The 15,931-nt window shown below is 69.7% G+C and carries 15 protein-coding genes; 9 read left to right on the forward strand and 6 right to left on the reverse strand.

Annotated elements, in window-relative coordinates; translation table 11 throughout:
- Nucleotides 1–18: 18 nt before the first annotated feature.
- Genes ACFVVM_RS22080 through ACFVVM_RS22090 form a run of 3 tightly spaced genes read right to left on the reverse strand, consistent with a single transcriptional unit; the run spans nucleotide 19 to nucleotide 3,802 of the window.
- A complete protein-coding gene (locus tag ACFVVM_RS22080; RefSeq protein ID WP_387621269.1) occupies nucleotides 19–1,863 on the reverse strand; it encodes an ABC transporter ATP-binding protein in 1,845 nt (614 codons plus the stop codon).
- A complete protein-coding gene (locus tag ACFVVM_RS22085; RefSeq protein ID WP_387621272.1) occupies nucleotides 1,860–2,828 on the reverse strand; it encodes an ABC transporter permease in 969 nt (322 codons plus the stop codon). The genes ACFVVM_RS22080 and ACFVVM_RS22085 overlap by 4 nt, the downstream gene beginning before the upstream one ends.
- Complete coding sequence (locus tag ACFVVM_RS22090) at nucleotides 2,825–3,802, reverse strand: ABC transporter permease (protein ID WP_387621275.1); 978 nt, start codon at nucleotides 3,800–3,802, stop codon at nucleotides 2,825–2,827. The genes ACFVVM_RS22085 and ACFVVM_RS22090 overlap by 4 nt, the downstream gene beginning before the upstream one ends.
- 87 nt (nucleotides 3,803–3,889) lie before the next feature.
- Between ACFVVM_RS22090 and ACFVVM_RS22095 the strand changes: the two genes are divergently transcribed.
- The gene (locus tag ACFVVM_RS22095) at nucleotides 3,890–4,717 is read left to right on the forward strand and encodes an HAD family hydrolase (RefSeq protein WP_387621278.1); all 828 of its coding nucleotides are present in this window, start codon (nucleotides 3,890–3,892) and stop codon (nucleotides 4,715–4,717) included.
- Between the two features lie 88 nt (nucleotides 4,718–4,805).
- On the opposite strand, the gene ACFVVM_RS22100 is transcribed toward ACFVVM_RS22095, so the two are convergent.
- The gene (locus tag ACFVVM_RS22100) at nucleotides 4,806–7,427 is read right to left on the reverse strand and encodes an N-acetylmuramoyl-L-alanine amidase (RefSeq protein WP_387621281.1); all 2,622 of its coding nucleotides are present in this window, start codon (nucleotides 7,425–7,427) and stop codon (nucleotides 4,806–4,808) included.
- A 260-nt stretch (nucleotides 7,428–7,687) separates the two neighbouring features.
- On the opposite strand from ACFVVM_RS22100, the gene ACFVVM_RS22105 reads away from it, so the two are divergent.
- On the forward strand, nucleotides 7,688–9,214 hold the full coding sequence (locus ACFVVM_RS22105) for a SpoIID/LytB domain-containing protein (protein WP_387621284.1): 1,527 nt from the start codon (nucleotides 7,688–7,690) through the stop codon (nucleotides 9,212–9,214).
- A gap of 165 nt (nucleotides 9,215–9,379) precedes the next feature.
- Here the strand turns inward: ACFVVM_RS22105 and ACFVVM_RS22110 are convergent, their stop codons facing one another.
- Nucleotides 9,380–9,880 (reverse strand): MarR family winged helix-turn-helix transcriptional regulator, encoded by a 501-nt coding sequence (locus ACFVVM_RS22110; RefSeq protein WP_387621286.1) that lies wholly within the window; start codon nucleotides 9,878–9,880, stop codon nucleotides 9,380–9,382.
- 103 nt (nucleotides 9,881–9,983) lie between these two features.
- On the opposite strand from ACFVVM_RS22110, the gene ACFVVM_RS22115 reads away from it, so the two are divergent.
- Nucleotides 9,984–11,153 (forward strand): EamA family transporter, encoded by a 1,170-nt coding sequence (locus tag ACFVVM_RS22115; protein ID WP_387621288.1) that lies wholly within the window; start codon nucleotides 9,984–9,986, stop codon nucleotides 11,151–11,153.
- 11 nt (nucleotides 11,154–11,164) lie between these two features.
- Here the strand turns inward: ACFVVM_RS22115 and ACFVVM_RS22120 are convergent, their stop codons facing one another.
- The gene (locus tag ACFVVM_RS22120; protein WP_387621291.1) at nucleotides 11,165–11,791 is read right to left on the reverse strand and encodes a TetR/AcrR family transcriptional regulator; all 627 of its coding nucleotides are present in this window, start codon (nucleotides 11,789–11,791) and stop codon (nucleotides 11,165–11,167) included.
- Between the two features lie 104 nt (nucleotides 11,792–11,895).
- On the opposite strand from ACFVVM_RS22120, the gene ACFVVM_RS22125 reads away from it, so the two are divergent.
- The 6 genes from ACFVVM_RS22125 (at nucleotide 11,896) to ACFVVM_RS22150 (ending at nucleotide 15,911) form a co-directional block, all read left to right on the forward strand.
- Nucleotides 11,896–12,615: an SDR family oxidoreductase gene (locus ACFVVM_RS22125; protein ID WP_387621294.1), complete on the forward strand. Its 720-nt coding sequence runs from the start codon at nucleotides 11,896–11,898 to the stop codon at nucleotides 12,613–12,615.
- A gap of 54 nt (nucleotides 12,616–12,669) precedes the next feature.
- Nucleotides 12,670–13,428 (forward strand): MerR family transcriptional regulator, encoded by a 759-nt coding sequence (locus tag ACFVVM_RS22130; protein ID WP_387621297.1) that lies wholly within the window; start codon nucleotides 12,670–12,672, stop codon nucleotides 13,426–13,428.
- Nucleotides 13,429–13,627: 199 nt separating this feature from the next.
- The gene (locus ACFVVM_RS22135) at nucleotides 13,628–14,179 is read left to right on the forward strand and encodes a hypothetical protein (protein ID WP_387621299.1); all 552 of its coding nucleotides are present in this window, start codon (nucleotides 13,628–13,630) and stop codon (nucleotides 14,177–14,179) included.
- Between the two features lie 30 nt (nucleotides 14,180–14,209).
- Complete coding sequence (locus tag ACFVVM_RS22140; RefSeq protein WP_387621302.1) at nucleotides 14,210–14,617, forward strand: hypothetical protein; 408 nt, start codon at nucleotides 14,210–14,212, stop codon at nucleotides 14,615–14,617.
- A gap of 25 nt (nucleotides 14,618–14,642) precedes the next feature.
- Entirely contained in the window at nucleotides 14,643–15,188 is a 546-nt protein-coding gene (locus ACFVVM_RS22145) for a hypothetical protein (protein WP_387621305.1), read from the forward strand.
- 81 nt (nucleotides 15,189–15,269) lie between these two features.
- Nucleotides 15,270–15,911, forward strand: a complete 642-nt coding sequence (locus tag ACFVVM_RS22150; protein WP_387621306.1) for a hypothetical protein — start codon at nucleotides 15,270–15,272, stop codon at nucleotides 15,909–15,911.
- Nucleotides 15,912–15,931 lie beyond the last annotated feature (20 nt).

Raw genomic sequence — 15,931 nt, forward strand, 5'->3', positions numbered from 1 at the left:
ATGGCATCTCCTGGATTCTCAGCCGCTGACCGCGGGTTCTGGGACGGCCGCGATCAGCGAGCGGGTGTACTCGTGCCGAGGATCGGCGAAAATCCGCTCCGCCGGGCCGGATTCGACGATCTTGCCCCGCAGCATCACCGCGATGTCGTGGGCGAGATTGCGCACCACCGACAGGTCGTGCGAGACGAACAGGTACGACAGTCCGCGCTCGGCCTGCAGGTCACGCAGCAGATTCAGCACACCGGCCTGGATCGAGACGTCCAGCGACGACACCGGTTCGTCGAGCACGAGCAGTTGCGGGTCCAGCGCCAGCGCTCGCGCGATGCTGATGCGCTGCTTCTGGCCGCCGGAGAAGTCCGACGGGTAGCGGTCGGCGTGCTCGGGACGCAGGCCCACCTGTTCCAGCAGTTCGGGCACCCGCCGGTTGACCTCCGCGCGCGGGCGGCCGTCGATGCGCAGTGGCTCGGCCAGCACGTCGAAGATCGGCAGGCGCGGGTCGAGCGAGGCGCTGGGGTCCTGGAAGACGATCTGCATCTTGCGGCGGATCTCGCGGATCCTGGCCTTGGTCAGCGCGGCGACATCGGTGCCGAGCACCTCGATGCTGCCCGACTGCGGCCGCGCCAGATCCATGATCTGCGACAGCGTCGTCGACTTGCCCGAACCCGATTCGCCGACCAGCGCCAGGGTGCGCCCGGCGCGCACGCTGAAACTGATGCCGTCGACCGCGCGGACCTCGCCGGTGCGCCTGCGCAGCAGCACGCCGGAGGTGATCGGGAAGACCTTCACCAGGTCGGTCACGCGCAGCACCACGTCTTCGTCGGGGGGATCGGCGTGCGGCGGGGCCGTGATCTCCTGACGGTAGGCCTCGAACAGCTGTGTCGTGCCGACCTCGGCGGTGCGGATGCAGGCCGCCGAATGGCCGGGACCGAGCTTCTCCAGCGGCGGTTCGGCGACGGCGCAGTCGTCGATCGAGATCGGGCAGCGCGGCGCGAACGAGCAGCCGTCCGGCAACGCGTGCATGGCCGGTGGGGCACCGACGATCGGGATCAGCGGGGCGCGCGCCGGGCCGTCCATCCGCGGGATCGAACCGAGCAGCCCAACCGTGTAGGGCATCCGGGGTGCGGTGAAAAGCTCGGTGACGGGCGCGGTTTCGACGATCCGGCCCGCGTACATCACCGCCACCCGATTGGCCACGGTGGCCGCGATGCCCATGTCGTGGGTGATCATGACGACCCCGGCGCCGGTGATGTCGCGCGCCTCGCGCAGCAGGTCGAGGATCTGGGCCTGCACGGTCACGTCGAGCGCGGTGGTCGGCTCGTCGCAGATGATCAGGGCCGGGTCGTTGGCGATGGCCATCGCGATCACCACGCGCTGGCGCATGCCGCCGGAGAATTCGTGCGGGAAGGACCGCGCCCTGACCGCGGCGTCGGTGATCCCGACCAGCTCGAGCAGGTCGATCGCGCGTTCGCCGGCTTCCTTGCGGCTCATCGAGCCGTGCGCGAGCAGCGCCTCGGCGATCTGGTCGCCCACCCGGTAGACCGGGGTCAGCGCCGAGAGCGGGTCCTGGAAGACCATGCTGATCGAGGAACCGCGCAGCTTCGACATCTGCTTGTCGCCGAGGCCGAGCAGTTCGCGGCCGCGCAACCGGATCGAGCCGTGCACGCGCGCCTGCTCGGGCAGCAGCCCGATCACCGCCAGCGAGGACACCGACTTGCCCGAGCCGGACTCGCCGACGATGGCGAGTACTTCGCCGTCGGCCACGGTGTAATTCACCCCGCGCACCGCCTCGACCCGCCCCTCCTCACCGGGGAACGAGACCCGCAGGTCGGTGACCTCGAGCAGCGGCGCCGTCGACGTCGTCATCGCTTCTCGGCCTTCTTCAGCTCCACCTGCGCCTTGTCCTTCTTCTCCGACACCTCTTTACGTGACTTCCGCGCGCCACGCGCACCGGGGTCGAACGCGTCGCGCAACCCGTCACCGACGAGATTGGCGCACAACACGATCGTGATCAGCAGACCACCCGCGAACAGGAACAGCCAGGGATAGGTGAGCGCTGATTTGGTCCCGGCCGCGATCAGCGAACCCAGCGACACATCCGGTGGCTGCACGCCGAAACCGAGGAAGCTCAAACCGGTTTCGGCGCTGATCGCCGCGCCGACGGCCAGGGTGGTGTCGATGATCAGGATGGAGGCGATGTTCGGCACGATGTGGCTGAGGATGATCTTGTGCGTCGGCGCGCCCATATACCGTGCGGCCCGGACGAATTCGCGATCGCGCAGGCTCATGGTGAGTCCACGCACGATGCGCGCGGCGATCATCCAGCCGAACACACTGAGCAGCACGATCAGGACCACGATCGACCCGGAACCCTTCATGCGCGGGGCGAACAGCGCGATGATGATGAAGCTGGGCACCACCAGCAGCAGGTCGACCAGCCACATCACGGCCCGGTCGGTCCAGCCGCCGAGCAGTCCGGCCAGCGCGCCCGCGGTCGCCGCGATCACGCTGGAGAACAGCGCCACGCAGAAGCCGATGACCAGCGATTTCTGCAGGCCGCGCAGGGTCTGGGCCAGCACATCCTGACCGATCTGGGTGGTGCCGAACGGATGCTCGAGGCTCGGCGGCTGCAGCAGCGCGGTGTAGTCCATCTGCTGGTAGTCCCACGGCAGCAGGGGCGGCAGCGCGAAACTGACCACCACGAGCAGCCCCAGGATCACCGCGCCGACCACGGCGGGCTTGTTGCGCAGGAACCGCCGCCACACCAGCTTGCGGCGCCCGGCCGCGGCGACCTCCGGCGCGCCGACGACGATCAGCTGGGTTTCGGTCACGACACACGCACCCTGGGATCGAGCAGCGCCAGCGCGATGTCGGCGAGCAGGCCCGAGATCAACACCACCAGCCCGGCGAACGCCGTCACCGTCACCACGACGTAGAGGTCCTGGGCATTGATCGAATCCACCAGCCACTCACCGACGCCGTGCCAGCCGAAGATCTTCTCGGTGAAGGTCGCACCGGTGATCAGCCCGCCGAGACTGTAGGCGAACAGGGTGGCCATGGGGATGAGCGCGGTGCGCAGGCCGTGTTTGTAGAGGGCGCGATTGCGGGTGAGGCCCTTGGCGCGGGCGGTGCGGATGAAATCGCTCTGCAGCACGTCGAGCATGGCGTTGCGCTGGTAGCGGCTGTAGCCGGCCATGGCGCCGAGGGCCAGCGTGAGCGTCGGCAGCACGAGATGCTGGACGCGGTCGACGAGCTGGTTCCACAAACCGTGCACCTGGGTGGCCGAGGTCTCGCCGGTATAGAGGAAGATCTGCACACCGGTGGCCGTATTGACCTGTAGCGCACCGTATTTCAACAGGGTCGCCAGCAGGAACACCGGGGTCGACAGGATCAGCAGTGAGATCACCGTCGAGAAATAGTCACTGAATTTGTATTGCCGGATCGCCCCGGCCGCGCCGATCAGCACCCCGAGCACCGTGCCGATGATCGAGCCGAGAATCAGCAGCCGCAGACTCACCGCCACCCGCCTGCCCAGTTCCTCGCTCACCGGCTGCCCGGCCAGCGTGGTCCCGAAATCGCCTTGCACAACCCCGCCCAACCAGGTGAGATAGCGCTGAGGGATCGGCTCGTCGAGATGCAGTTGCTCGGCCTTGGCATCGATCACCGACTGCGGCGGGCGCGGATTGCGCTGCTCGAGACTGTCGAGCGGGCGGAAGGTGAGCGAGGCCAGACTGAACGTCAGGAATGAAGCCAGCAGCAGGAGCACGACGTAATTCAGCGCGCGCCGCAACAGGAAGCCGGTCATCAGTCCCCTCTGGAATCGGGTAATGAAGCCCTGATCATAAGGACAGACCGCGGTCCCCGCGTGGCGACTTGCGGCAGGATGGAACGGATGACGCCCCTGCACCCGAAACCGAGCCTGGTGGCCACCGATGTCGACGGCACGCTGATCGACGACTCGGAGAAGGTCTCGCCCCGCACCAAGGCCGCCATCGGCGCGCTCGTCGCCGACGGTGCCACCTTCGTGCTCGCCACCGGCAGGCCGCCGCGCTGGATCGATCCGGTCGTCAGCGAACTCGGCTACGCCCCGCTGGCGGTGTGCGGCAACGGCGCGGTCATCTACGACAGCGCCACCGACCGGGTGCTGTCGAGCCACACCCTCGACGTGGAGACCCTGGCCTGGCTGGCCGAGATCGCCGAACACGCGCTACCCGGGTGCGGGCTGGCCACCGAGCGGGTCGGCGCCAGCGCGCACGACGCGGCGACGCCGCAGTTCGTCAGCTCGCCGACCTACGAACACGCCTGGCTCAACCCCGACGACACCGTGGTCTCGCACGCCGAGGTCATCGCCTCGCCCGCGATCAAGATGCTGATCCGCCTGCGTTCGGCCCGCAGCTCGGCCATGCGCGCCGCGCTCGCGCCGCTGGTCGGCGACCGTGCCGAGATCACCTACTCGACCGAGAACGGGCTGATCGAGGTGGCCGTTCCTGGGGTGACCAAGGCGTCCGGGCTGGCCGAGGTGGCGCGGCGGATCGGCGTCGAGGGGAACTCGATCGTCGCGTTCGGCGACATGCCCAACGATGTGCCGATGCTGACGATGGCGGGGCACGGCGTCGCGATGGGCAACGCCCATCAGGAGGCCCGCGATGCCGCCGACGAGGTCACCGGGAGCAACGTCGACCACGGTGTCGCCATGGTCCTCGAACGCTGGTGGCAGTAAACCTGATCGAACGTCCAGGTTGGGACGTGAAAAACAGCCGGTGCCGCTCTCGGCGGGCACCGGCTGTTTCCTTCGCCATGACCGGGGGTTAGCCAGTCGGGGCGGGTTCCGGGGCGACCGGCGGGTCTGCCGGGGTCGGTTCGTCAAGTGGGGCCTGCTGGTCGGCTGGTTCTTGTGGGACGGCGAGTTCGTTCGGGCTCGCGGGTGTGCCCTGCTCCGCGGAGGTTCCGGGCTCGCCCGGTGTCGCGGGCTCACCCGGTGTCGTGCCGTCGCCCGGGGCCGCTGGTGCGGTCGGGCCGGTCGACGGGACGGCCCTGCCGTTCATCTCGGCCTTGTAGGTCTCGTCGTAGGTCTTCCAGAAGGTGGTGACGATGCCGGTGAGCTCGTTGAGCACCAGCGAACCGTTCTGGAAATCGGTGCGCAGACCGTCGGGAACGAGGTAGGAACTGCCGGTCGGGAGGCCGAGTACGCCCGAGTCGGCGCCCAGGCTCAGGTACCGGTCCAGGATCGCCCCGACCAGCTCGAAGACCTGGCCGTTCTCACCCGAGAACACGTACCCGTTGGCGAACTTCGCGTACTCACGACCCTGCGAGCCCGACAGCAGATCCGACTGCGGCGCGCCGAGCGGACCGTCGACGCCACCGCGGCTCACCCAGTGCCTGGCGATCGCGTTGGAACCGGACAGGCCGAGCAGCTTGTCGACCATCGCGCCCAGCTCGGCCATGTTGCCCTGCGGGGCGCGGGCCTGCTGACTCGGCGGACGGTTGTTCGGCGTGGCGGGTGAGGTGTAGGTGCTGGAATTGCCCGCCGCGATCCCGCGGATGCGGTCCATCAGCGCGTAGGCGGCATCGCCGGGGCAGTCGGTGTTGCCCACATCGCGGTGCGCGAACACCACCGGCAGGTCGACCGCCTCGTTCAGCGCGTACGGCGTGAACTCGGTGCCCTCGGAGTACATGGTGGTGTAGCCCTTGGGATTCAGCCCGCCGATCTTGGACCGCCAGCCGACGAACTTGCCGATCGCGTTGATCGCCTCGGTGCTCGGCTTCTCGGTCTGGTAGTTGCCCATCAGCGCCACCCCGGCGGTGTTCTCGTTGAAGCCACCGGCGTGCGCGCCCTGGACCGCGCGGTCGAGCCCGCCGTAGCGGCCCTCGAAGATCTGGCCGTACTGGTCGACCAGGGCGTTGTAGCCCATGTCGCACCAGCCGAGGGTCTGCGCGTGATAGGCGTAGATCGCGCGGACGATGCCCGCCGACTCCGAGCGGCTGTAGTCGTTGCGGCCCGCCGTGTGGTGCACGGTGATGCCGCCGAGGCCGTCGTCGTAGGTGGGTTCCTGGCAGCGGATCGACTCGTCGGCACCCCACTGCGCGCGGGTGATCACCTTCGGTCCGCCGCCGGGCAGCGCCGCCGCGACATCGTTGAGCGCGGCGTCGATCGCGGCCCGGCCCGGGTTGATCAGGATGGCCTTGAGCGCGGCCTCGGTGAGATGGGCCGGATCGTGATCGGGACCGGCGGTCGGCTTGCGGGTCACCAGCATCTGCACAGCGGTGGTCTCGCCGACGTAGATCGGCTCGGTGCCGGTCGGCGTGTCGGTCGGGGCCTGATCATTGGCCCTGGTCTCGACCGGATCGGCGTCGTACCAGGGGCCCCAGTTCCCGTCCTGCTGACGGGCGCGCAGCTTGGTCGTGGTGTTCGCCAGATCGCGCGCGGTGAGCGCGACCATGCTGAACGGGGTCTCCTGGGTGAGTTCCTTGACCTGTGCGCCGACCTGGTCGATCACATCGGCGCCGACCGCGCCCGGGGCGAGCGCGGGGGTGTCCGGGGTGGTGCCGGGTTCCAGGTTCTCCGGGTCGGCGATGAAACGCATGCCCGCCGGGCGGTTCTGGGCGATCGGGGCGCCTTCGGGGGCGGTCGATGTCGGCGCGGGTGCCCCCGGGGCTGCTTCGCTCGGAGCCGGAGCCGGAGCCGGAGCCGGAGCCGGAGCCGGAGCCGGACCGGGTGCGGGTGCCGCGGGATCGGGCTCGGTCGCAGCCGGTGCCGGTGCGGGTGCCGCGGGGTCGGGCTCGGACTGAGCCGGTGCCGCGGGCGCTGCGGCCGCAGGCTCCTGGGCAGGGGGTTCGGTGGAATCCGGTGCGCCGGGCGCCTGGGCGCCGGGCGCTCCCGGTGCCGACTCGGCGGCAGGCGGCGCGCCGGGGGCGGGTGCGGCCGCCGGTGGTTCGGCGGCGGGGGCCGGTGGTGTGCCCGGTGCCGGTGCGGCCGGTGCCGGGGGAGTGGGCGGCGCGGTCGGGACCGCGGTGCTCGGGACCGGTGGCCGGCCCGGCACCGCCTCGCCCTGTGCTGGCGCGGGCTCCTTGGTCGCATCGGGCTTCGCCGGGATCTGCGGCAGCGGGATCTCGGTCGGCAGCGCCACGCCCGGCGGAACCGGCAATCCCGGGGGGATCGGGATCGAGGCGGGCAGCGGCAGCATCTGCAGATCCGCCAGGCGCAGATCGGGCAGATCGAGGCCGGTCAGCTCGCGCAGCGGGACCGTGATGTCGTGCGCGGAGGTCAGCGCGACCTCGGCCAACTGGGTCGGCACGGCTGCGAGCTGGGAATCATTGGCGCTGCGGTAGTCGGTCGAATCGCTCAGGGCGAGCGCGCCGATCGGTGCCGCGACTACGAGGGTGGTGACCACCGGGAGCACGTAGGAACGCTTCGGCTTTCGGTATCGCACGTGCCTCTCCAATCAGGTCGAGCTCGTGTTCTTGGCGGCTGGTGCCGCGGGTGTCGAGAGCGGCTGGCGTTCGGACATCACCGCAAGTGATGCTTGCTTCCTCTAGCCTCACACACCACACTAGTTAACATACGTCACACATCTAAACCTCAACTCGAGGTTTATGTGATTGCTCGAATGTAGCCCCCGGATCCCGCTCGGCGACGACGACATGCCGACGCGAGCTTCGCCGGTAGAACCCCGAAACGTGGGAGCGCAGTATGAGAGCGAACACCTTCATCAACCGCGGAACGCGGCGCGGCACCCATCGCCGCACCATGCCGTTGATCGCGACCGTGCCGCTGCAGGTGCTGGTCGGCGGAACCGCGCTCGCGGTGACCGGGGCGATCGGGCTGTGGCAGATACTGCCAGGTCAGGTCACGCCGACGGTAGGCGCGGGTCATGGACGCGGGATGAGCCAGGTCGGCGCGTTCGACAACGCGAAGGCGGGTTGGACCGCCGAGGACATCCTCGGGCACTACTACCCCGGCGCGACGCTCGGCCAGATCGGGCCGACCACCATCGCGGTCCGCCTGCAGGCCCAGGACGACGCCACCCTCGACACCTACGCCGCCGCGGGCGCGCAGGTCGCGGGCCGGACGATCGGTCCCGGCGAAGCCGCCCACCTCACCCCGCTGCCCGACGGCGGCGCGAATGTCGTGGTGACCTCGGGCTGCGACGGCGAAGTGCTCTGGCAGGCCGCCACCGACGATCCCTTCGTGTATCCGGTGCATCCCGGTGTCGGCAGGCCGGCCGAGGAACACCTGACCCTCTGCGGTGGCACCGGCTATCGCGGCGCGCTCGGTGTCGCGCTGGAAGGCGGCGCGTTCCGGACCGTCAACGAGGTCGACCTCGACGACTACCTGGCGGGCGTCCTGCCAGCGGAAATGCAGGCCAACTGGGCCGATCAGGGCGCCTTCGAAGCGCTGCGCGCGCAGGCCGTCGCCGCCCGCTCCTACGCGCTCGCCGAGAACCGCTACGACTACGCGCAGATCTGCGACACCACCGACTGCCAGGTCTACCCCGGCACGGTGAAGGAGGACGCGCGCACCACCGAGGCCGTCGCCGCCACCACCGGCACCGTCCTGCTGCGCGACGGACTCATCCTGCGCTCGGAGTACTCCGCCGCGCCCGACGGTGGTCGCCCGGCCGATATCGAGACCTTCGCCGTCGGCCCCGCGCCCCACGAACTCGTCCAAACCGCGCCGATCCCACCCGCGCCGACCGACCCGGCATACCCCACCGACCCGTCCGCGCCGACCCTCCCTGACGTGACCATCGAGGCGCTGGCGGGCGAGTCCGTGATCGACACCGAGTACCGCCGCATCGGCGGGCCGGAGAGCGCGATCGGCGCACCGATCGGCCCGGAAATGCTGCTCCCGCAACGCGCGGGCACCTACCGGCTCTACACGAACGGCGTCATCGTGGCGACGCAGACGCTCGGCGCCCAGGTCGTCGACTTCACCACGCTGCTGCAGCTCGTCCCCGATCTCGGCGGGCAACTCCCGCCGACCGCCTCGGGACGCCCACAATTGACGACGCCGGAAGGCTCACTGCCGGACGTCACCACGCCGGAGGGCGTCGCGCCGGAGGGTGTCGCGCCGGAAGGTGCGATACCCGGCGAGCAGGTCCCCGTCGACCCCGGCCTTGCCGGTCCGGCACCCGTCGGGGCCGTGTTCCCCACCCTCGAAGATGTGTACGGCCCACCCAATCCAGCTGCGCCGCAAGGTGTTCCCGCAGCGGAGTAACCCTCATTGCTGGACGTTCACCGGCGGGGCATCTCGCCTGAGGTTGTCGACGGTGAGCTGTACGGCGCGCCTTCGCGAGACTGCGGATCCTTCGGCGAGTCGCGGCCCGTGCCGTTCTGGTCGGCGCGCGCTCGAAGAACCTTCGCGAAGGCCGATGCGGCGGGCTCAGTCGAGGGCGGTGTCGTCCAGGGCGACGGAGAGGGTGCGCAGGAGGTCGGCGAGCTGGGTGCGCTCGGCGGTGTCGAGCGTGGCGAGCAGGCGTTGTTCGTTGGCCATGTGCAGGGGCAGCAGGCGGTCGACCAGTTCGCGGCCCTCGTCGGTGAGCTGGACCAGGACCGAGCGGCGGTCGTCGGGCGACGGACACCGGCGGACGAGTTTCTTCGCCTCGAGGCGGTCGATGCGGTTGGTGATCGCGCCGGAGGTGACCATGGCGGCGCGGTTGAGGGCGCCCGCGGTGAGACCGGTGGTGCCGCCGGAGCGGCGCAGCGTGGCCAGCACGTCGAACTCCCAGAATTCCAGGCCGTGACCGGCGAAGAAGCGCTTGAGGTCCTGTTCGAGGACGCGCGAGAGCCGGGTGATCCGGCCGACGACCGCCATCGGTGACACGTCGACATCGGGGCGTTCGTTCGTCCAGTGCTCGGTGATCAGGTCGACGGCGTCGCGCATCCCATGTACCTCTCTGTTGAATATCTCAACGTTCATCTACTTGACGCTGAGGCATCCCGGCGAGTAGATATTTCAACGTTGAGATTATCAATCAGGAGTGAACATGACGACCGCAACCCGCTCCACCGGTTACGCGGGCACCCTCGCGCTCACCGCCATCACCCCGATCGTGTGGGGGTCCACCTACGCCGTCACCACCGAATTCCTGCCGCCGGACCGTCCGCTGTTCACCGCCCTCCTGCGCGCCCTGCCCGCCGGTCTGGTGCTGCTGGCGCTGACCAGGGTGCTGCCGCGCGGCCGCTGGATCGGCCGGACCGCCGTGCTCGGCGTGCTCAATATCGGCGCCTTCTTCCCGCTGCTCTTCCTGGCCGCGTACCGGCTGCCCGGTGGTGTCGCCGGTGTGCTCGGCGCCGTCGTGCCGATGTTCGCGCTCGCGTTCGCGGCGGTGCTGCTGGCCGAGGCGCCGACCCGGCGCAAGGTGCTCGCCGGGGTGGTCGGCGTGGTCGGGGTGGCGCTGGTCGTCCTGCGCGGCAATGCCGAACTGGACACGATCGGGGTGCTGGCCGGGCTGGCCGGTGCCGCCTCGATGGCGGCGGGCACCGTACTCACCAAGAGATGGGGGCGGCCCGATGGCGTCGGCCCGCTGGCGCTGACCGGCTGGCAGCTCACCGCGGGCGGCCTGTTCATCGCCCCGCTCGCCGTGCTCATCGAAGGCGCCCCGCCCGCCATGGACGGCCGCGCCATCGGCGGCTACCTCTACCTCGGCATCATCGGCACCGCACTCGCCTACTGGCTGTGGTTCCGCGGAATCTCCCGTGTATCAGCCACTTCGGTCGCCTTCCTCGGCCTGCTGAGCCCGATGTCGGCGGCGGTGATCGGCTGGATCGCCCTCGGTCAGGCGCTGACCGTGCTACAGATCCTCGGCCTGGCCATCGCCCTCGCGGGCACCGTCCTCGGGCAGATTCCGCCGAAGTCGACGCCGGGCGCGTCTTCCGCCGAATCGGCTGGACCCGAACGGATCCGGCTCGACCACGATGCGTCCTGCGGGAAGGGGCCGGTTTCGCCCGAATCCGCGGTGGCCGAGGATGCCGCCGAACCAACTGCGCCGGAGCGGATTTCGCGTGACCCGTTGGTGGTCGATGGATCGTCGCCGAAGTCGGCGACCATCGTGCGCGGTAATCCGGCGGAGCGCGCCGTTGCAGCGGCATCGCTCGATACCGGCCGCCGTATCGTTCCCGGTCAGGAGCTCGTCGCGGCCAAGTCCTGCGAATAGTCGCTGACGCGTCAGCCGCGCATCACCTGCATCAGCTGGTCCTCGGTGAGGGCCGGAACCGGCAGGGGGTGTGCGGCTTTCGCGCGTAGGCCGTCGAGGATGAGGGCCAGGTTGCGGCGCCAGATGTCCGGGGCGAGGGTGGCGGTCGCGGCGAGGACACTGGTGTGTGACCAGGTGATGAAGGCGATGTCCTCGAGCGTCCAGTCGGGGCGGAGGACGCCCGCTTCCTGGGCGCGCGTGACGATGCGGCGCATCAGGCCGTGGCCGTAGACGCGGGCGTGTTCCATCGCCGCGCTGGGGGAGTCGCGCAGCGCGAGTTCGCTCAGGACGCGGTCCTCCGCGTGCAGTTCGCAGATCTTCTCGACCAGGAAGACGAACGATTCCCACGGGTCGTCGAGCTCGAGCGCCTGCTCGGCGATCCGGCTGCCCGCCCCGACGCGGTCGGCGACGGCGGCCGCGATCAGTTCGTCGCGGGTGGGGAAGCGGTTGTAGAGGGTGCCGATCGCGACGCCCGCGCGGGCGGCGATCTCCTTGAGTGGCGCGTCGAGGCCGCGTTCCTCGAAGAGCTCGCGCGCCGCGGCGACCAGTGCGGCGCGGTTGCGCACGGCATCGCTGCGTAGCGGCTTGTCCTCGGGCATTCGCCGATCCTACAAATCCGGCCCGGGAAATATCTTGAGCGTGGGTTCAACTTAGTGCTACGTTCGGGATAACTTGAACCACTACTCAACTTAAGGGGTATCGGATGAGCACGCTCGCGATCTTCGGCTACGGCCCGGGACTCGGTGCGGGGACCGCACAGCACTTCGGCCGCAACGGTTTTCGGATCGCGGTGATCGGGCGCGACGCGGCCAGGGCCGCCGAACGCGCGGCGGCGTTGCGCGCGGAGGGCATCGAGGTCGAACCGTTCGCCGCCGATATCGCCGACCCGGCCCAGCTGACCGAGGTGATCGGCAGCGTCGAGGAGAAGCTGGGCCCGATCGACGTCGCCCTGCACGCGGCGGCCGCCGACATGTCGGTGCGCCGCCCCTCGACGCTCGACGTCGACCAGGAATCGCTCGACGTGCCGTTCGCCCTCAAGCTGTATTCGTCGATCAACCTCACCCGTGCGCTGGCACCCGCCATGATCGCCCGTGGCAACGGCACGCTGCTGTTCTCCTCCGGCGCCTCCGAGGAGCATCTGCAGCCCTACCTGGCCAATATGGGCGTCGCGCTGGGCGCGCAGCGCGCCTACATCCGGCAGGTGGCCGCCGAACTCGACGGCACCGGGGTCTACGTCGGGCTGCTCGCCATCGGCTCGCTCATCGAGCACAGTGCCGCCCAGCGGATCGTCGACGCGAATCCCGACCTGATTCCGCCGGGGCTGGTGCTGCCGCGGGTCGACAATGCCGAACTCGGCGCCCACCTCTGGCGGATGTACACCGAGCGCGACACGGTGGAGGTCGAAGTCGGGTTCGCGTCTTGACCTTGACGTAGCGTCAACTTGCACACTGGTCTCACCGACGAGAAAGGGGAGGTCATGGCGGGTGAATGGTCCATTCAGGACCTCGCAAGAGCCGCGGGCACCACCAGCCGCACGCTGCGCCACTACGGGCAGCTCGGCCTGCTGGCACCGAGCCGGACCGGCGCCAACGGCTACCGCTACTACGACCAGACCTCCCTCGTCCGCCTGCAGCGCATCCTGCTGCTGCGCGAACTCGGCCTCGGCCTGCCGGTCATCGCCGAGGTCCTCGCCGGTGAACGGGACACCACCGACGCGCTGCGCACCCACCTGGAACTGCTTCGGCAGCAACAGGATCGGATCGCGCGGCAGATCGACTCGGTGTCGACCACGTTGCACAAGACAGAAAGAGGTGAACCCCTCATGGCCGCAGAGGTTTTCGACGGCTTCGACCACACCCAGTACAAGGAGGAGGTGACCGAACGCTGGGGCAAGCAGGCCTACGAGAGCGGTGACCGCTGGTGGCGTTCGCTGTCCGAGGACGACAAGAAGTCGTTCCTGCAGACCCAGCGCGACATCGCCGCCGACTTCGGAAAGGCCCATGCCGCAGGCCTTCCTGTCGACGGCGAGACCGTCCAGGCGATCGTCACCCGCCACCGCACCTGGCTCGGCGACGGTACCCAGGGCCGACCGGTGACCGATGAGTACCTGCTCGGCCTCGGCGAGATGTACGTCGCCGACCCGCGCTTCCGCAAGAACTACGACGTACACGGCGACGGCACCGCCGAGTACATCCTCGAGGCCTTCCGGGCATACGTGGCCGGAAAGTCCTCCTGACCAGCGGAGTTTGCGGCCGAGGTGCGGTAGAAGGGTGAATCGGTAAGCTTCCTCGCGGCGCCGGAGGGCGTTCGCCGACACCGCTGTCGGGTGGGCGCGGTCGGTATTCCGGCTCACCATGTCTGCTCGACTGTGGCCGCGTCCGGGGCGGCCACAGCAGGGTTCGGCAGTGCCGGATGCCGCACATGGAGGGGGAGCGATGAACTATCCGCAAGGGCCACCACGGGTTCCGCGAACGCAGGGCCCGCCAGGGTCGACGATCCCGGTGTACGCGCTGCTCGCGGGCCTCGGTGCGATCAGCGGCGGGGTGTTGGGACTCATAGGGGTGGTCAGCGGGTTCGGCCGTCTGAGCCACCTTCGGGCGTCGGATACCACTTACTCCGGCCTCGAAGAGCAGGACAGGGCGCTGCTTCGCCTGCGTTCGGAGCACGAGGAACTGGCGGCGCTGGTCGAATTCGGCACCAGTGCGGTGTTCATGGTCCTACTCGGAATGGGCGGGGTCCTGCTGCTGCGTCGTTGGGCGGCCGGGCACACGATGGTGATCATCGGCACCGCGCTCGGGGTGTGTGCGGGTGCTGGCTTCGCGACCACGAGCAGGCACGTCGGAACAGGACTGATCTTCGGGATGGCGGCGGTGGGAATCCTGATCATGGCCATGCTGCCGTCGACTCGTCGCTGGGTCGGCACCGGGCCGACGCGTGCTGTCATCGGGCCGAGCAACCCCGGATCATCCGTTCCGCCGTATAACTGACGGCGACGGCGACGAGTAGCGGGGACAGTGGTGGAGCAGGGGCAGTCGGGGCGATTCGGTGCGGTTGTCGCGCTGACGGCCGGCTGGCTGGGCGTCGTGGTCGGCGTCGCGGGGCTGATCGTGGCCGTGGCGACGGCCGGGATGCGGGTGGCCGGGCGGAACATCGAACTCGATTACACGGCGGCGGGGATCGTCGGTGGGCTCGGGGCGGTGTATCTGACCGGCGGGGTGTTGCTGGTGCGCAGGCGGATCGCGGGGCGGCGGGTGCTTGTCGTGATGACGGGGTTGATGAGCGGGGCGACCCTGCTGGTCGTCGCGCTCAACGCGGCCGGGCACGGGGTGCGGTTCGGGCCGCTGTTCTGGTGGTTGCTGCTGAATCTGGTGATCCTGGCGCTGAGTGTGATCGAACCGACGCGCCGTTGGACCACCACGCGGTAGCGGGGCACGGGATACGGTTCCGGGCATGGTCGTGCGGGAGACGAAGTCGACAGTCGGTGAGGTGACGGCGATCGCCGCCGTGTGCCTGGCGGGGGTGGCCGCCGCGGCCAATCTGATCGGGGCGCTCGTACTCGTGCGCGCTCACCTGCGCGATCCTCGGCTGCTCGACGACTCGCTGACCCTGTGCACCACCCTCGCCGCACTGCTGGCGGCGTTCGCGTTCGGCTACGGCGCCGTGCTGCTTGCCCGGCGCGACGAGACCGGTCGCTGGGTGCTGATCGTCGCCGCGGGCACCCAGCTCGTGCTCGGTCTGTTCGGCCTGCTCGCGACGCTGGTGAACTTCGACCCCGAGTACGGCATCCACTGGTTCGCCGCCGAGCCGGTGCTCCGGTCGATTGTGCTCGGCTTCGGCGGGGTACCCGGTGCGGTGACGGCGATCGTGAACCACAGCTGGGCCGCCGCGCTCTCGGCGGTGGTGCTCGGCGCGCTGGTCCTGCTGCCCGCGGCCCTGCCGTGGACGGCGTCGTACACCGCCGCACGACCGCACTCGGGTGTCGGTACGGCCGTATAGTTTTGGCAGGTCGGTGCCCGGAATCGGGCGCCGCGACATCGGGAAGACCGGTGGCACAACGGCTCCAGGAGGGGGACACCGATGGGGTATCCGTACGGCCCGCAGCAGGGCCACGACCCGTACGCGGGACAGGGTTACGCGCAACCGGGCTACTCCGACCCCTATGCCGCGCAGCCGGGCTACGCCGACCCGTACGGCGCGCAGCCCTATGGCGCACCGGGCTACGGCGTCCCCGCTTACGGCGCGGCGCCCTATGGCGGCTACGGCCAGCCGCGCGCCGGCGGCGGAACGGCGATCACCGCCGCGGTGATCGCCCTGCTGCTGTCGCTGCTCGGCTTGACCGGGATCGGGATCGCCGCGGCCTTCCTGCTCGGCACCGAGTCCACGAGCGCGACCGACGCCGCGGGCCGCGAGGAAGTCACGGTGGCCCTCGCCATCGGTGCGGTGCCCGCTCTGCTGCTGTTCCTCGGCTCGATCCTGCTCTTCCGGCGCAAGACCGCGGGCCGGGTGATCCTCATCCTGCTGTCCTCGGCGTCGCTGATCTTCACCGCGATCTCGATCGTGGCGGCCGCGAGCAGCAACGGTTCCGATCAACTGGGACCCATGCTGGTCGGCGGCGGCATCACCAGCGTGGTGCCCCTGCTCCTGCTGTTCCTGGCCGCCGCACCGTCGACCGGCCGCTGGATCAAGGCAGGCCGCCAGCCCGCCTACCCGTACTACTGACGCAACCGGATCGAAGAGGG

Source organism: Nocardia sp. NPDC058176 (assembly GCF_042883805.1).
In the GTDB taxonomy this organism is placed as follows: Bacteria; Actinomycetota; Actinomycetes; order Mycobacteriales; family Mycobacteriaceae; genus Nocardia.